At 40.4% G+C, this 2,353-nt stretch carries 3 protein-coding genes; 1 reads left to right on the forward strand and 2 read right to left on the reverse strand.

Translation table 11 applies throughout. The features are described from left to right. Positions 1-304, reverse strand: a 304-nt coding sequence (locus KDK17_RS14105; RefSeq protein ID WP_257288324.1) for a hypothetical protein, incomplete at its 3' end; no start/stop codon positions are given. A gap of 300 nt (positions 305-604) precedes the next feature. After that, positions 605-1,141 carry a hypothetical protein gene (locus KDK17_RS14110; protein ID WP_257288325.1) on the reverse strand — a complete coding sequence of 179 codons (537 nt, stop codon included), beginning with the start codon at positions 1,139-1,141 and terminating at the stop codon, positions 605-607. A 410-nt stretch (positions 1,142-1,551) separates the two neighbouring features. Here KDK17_RS14110 and KDK17_RS14115 point away from each other — a divergent pair. Then, positions 1,552-2,353 (forward strand): hypothetical protein (locus KDK17_RS14115; protein WP_257288326.1); only part of this gene is annotated, 802 nt, incomplete at its 3' end.

The raw sequence follows: 2,353 nt of genomic DNA on the forward strand, positions 1-2,353 counted from the left end.
CAAGAACATTCGTCACACTGGCTGTAACACATCTGAAGGGCGGAACAGCCAGGCCTGCTTGGTGCATACACTGCAAAAACATCCCCTTACCCCCAAGCTGTTGTCGATTGAGAAGAGAACGATCAGAAGAGTCTGAATCAGGCCTGCGGCAGATGCGCTTGGCTAATGGCCTTGTCTCGGTCAAAGTGTCGAGAGCATCAATATCCTTGAAATACCTCTTGGATGGGCTTTTTTCACCGGTATTCTTGCAGGAATAAGTGATCGGGCTTTGATAATCAGGCTCATAAAACTGAGTATTTTGCATTGAGACCTCTATTGTAATGTCAAATCCATGACTTAATGGCTAGCGCATGAGATGGTCAGTGAACGTGGAGCCAATACGTTATAGATAATTTATTCCTGCATTTCTGACAGTCATATTTTAATAAAGTTCACCCATCACTCTGAAGCACACAATTTGATCAGTCTCATGGCTACTATAACTATCACTACCAAGCTGACGCACGGCTGATAGCTCCGCGGAGGCATTTTCTTTCTGCTTCATAGGCTCAAAAGTCACCTGCCCGGTCATCATTCTTCGCATCGTAAGCTGCGGACCAGGCTGCTAGCCCATACCAATCTTACTCTGCAAATAAGCCATAAAATTACTCACTTTTTCCAGGATTAGTTTTCTAGCGCCTTCTTGTTCATGATCAGGGTATGTCGATATTCCTGATTCCATAATGTAAGGGACAATGCGATTTAATACTTTTTGCAGTTCTTCCACATCCGCATCCGGATATGTATGTTCTAAATCAAGCTGCCCGTCATTAATCTGAGATTCAACTCTTGTCATTGCAATCTGAAGAAGCACAAGAGGGTCATTACCATTGCTGGCCTGTGCCATATCAGATGTATCTATTGATGGCTGCATTAGATGTTGCCCACCCGCAACAGACCAGAATAATTGAGGTGAAGTGTTTAGTAGCTTTGTTTGTTCCTGCTCAGGTATAGAAGGTAAGATGACTTGCAATAAAGTCTGAACAACTGAAATTGCTACAATTTTAATGTCCTTACCAGCATAAGCAGACTGACTGCAAATGCTACTCATATTACAAAATAAAAGTAAGAGAGAAAAGAATACATTTCTGACTGTTTTCATAGAGCATACTCTTTTTTCTGAAAGCTCCTAGTATAGATATAGATAGCAACATAGATACTCTGAACCCCACTAAAAAACAAAGCCAGCCTATCAGTGAAACGCGGGCTAGCGCTCTCAGAGCCGAAAGCATACTTTTAACGCACAATGTATCCCGTGTCAGGATTGATGTCGTCAAATTCATGCCAATGATGCACAACAAAAAGATTTGCACAAGTATTGACACGAGCTTTAGACTTAATGCCTTTCACGGAATCTCGATCTATTGCAACAATCCAAGAAAGATATTTTTAAACACACATGTACGTTTATCAAGTGTAAAACACTCTCAAAAAAAGTTATATGAGCTGCTTGAGCTATTCTTAACTGCCAATATCTAAAAGTTGATGTTAATGGCAGATAGGTATTTGAGAATGAAAAAAGAGAACAGGTTTATTATTCTAATATTGTTTTTACTGCTATCCTCTTATTCAAACTCAGATGTTTTGCACTTCGAGTGGAAGTTAGAACACCACAGTTACCTACTACTGAGAGGTACAGTTGAAACATCCTCCCAAACCAGTCATAGCAGCGCTTTAACAGGGTTCAATGATCACTCATCGGAATTAGATGGTTCCACTCAACTTTCCACTGTTTGTTCAGGGCATGATTTTGCGATCTATGACGTAGCCTCTTCCACTCATTTAGTTTTTGATCAAAATAACCCCGGTTATGTTGTTCCAAAACTTTTTCGTACTTTATTAGGGAATGGCATTGAGTCTATTCAACATCGCTTGCATACTCAATACATTCTGAGAGGTCAGACGTCAACGACAGCAGGCAATATTGCTGAACTTTTATGTTGTATTTTCTGTAATCCTTTTTGTATGGGATTCAAGATGTACTTAAGCAATATTTCACATGGATCTGAAAATGAGTTGGCCAGAATTAGAGCGCTGGAAGCAGCAATGCCAAACCACTTGCCAGAACATGTCACTATCCATAAGCGCTCTTTATCTCATAAGGCCATGAGCAGTGACAACCAAATTATTTTAAACTCAAGCACAGAAATTGTAGACGGCAATAGTCATATATTTGACCTTTTCCTGAATACGCCTGAAACACACCAGTGGATAGCAGAGCATCTAAACCCAACGACCAACATTAAACTAGAGCTGATAATACCTGAGTTATTCGATATGGCCTTACCTGCAGAAATTCTTGTGCAAGAGCAAA

The sequence above is a fragment of the Endozoicomonas sp. SESOKO2 genome, from assembly GCF_024606245.1.
Classification (GTDB): Bacteria; Pseudomonadota; Gammaproteobacteria; order Pseudomonadales; family Endozoicomonadaceae; genus Endozoicomonas_A.

Excerpts from the sequence above, each read along its gene's own strand:
- KDK17_RS14110 (WP_257288325.1), bottom strand. The coding sequence starts at position 1,141 with ATGAAAACAGTCAGAAATGTATTCTTTTCTCTCTTACTTTTATTTTGT.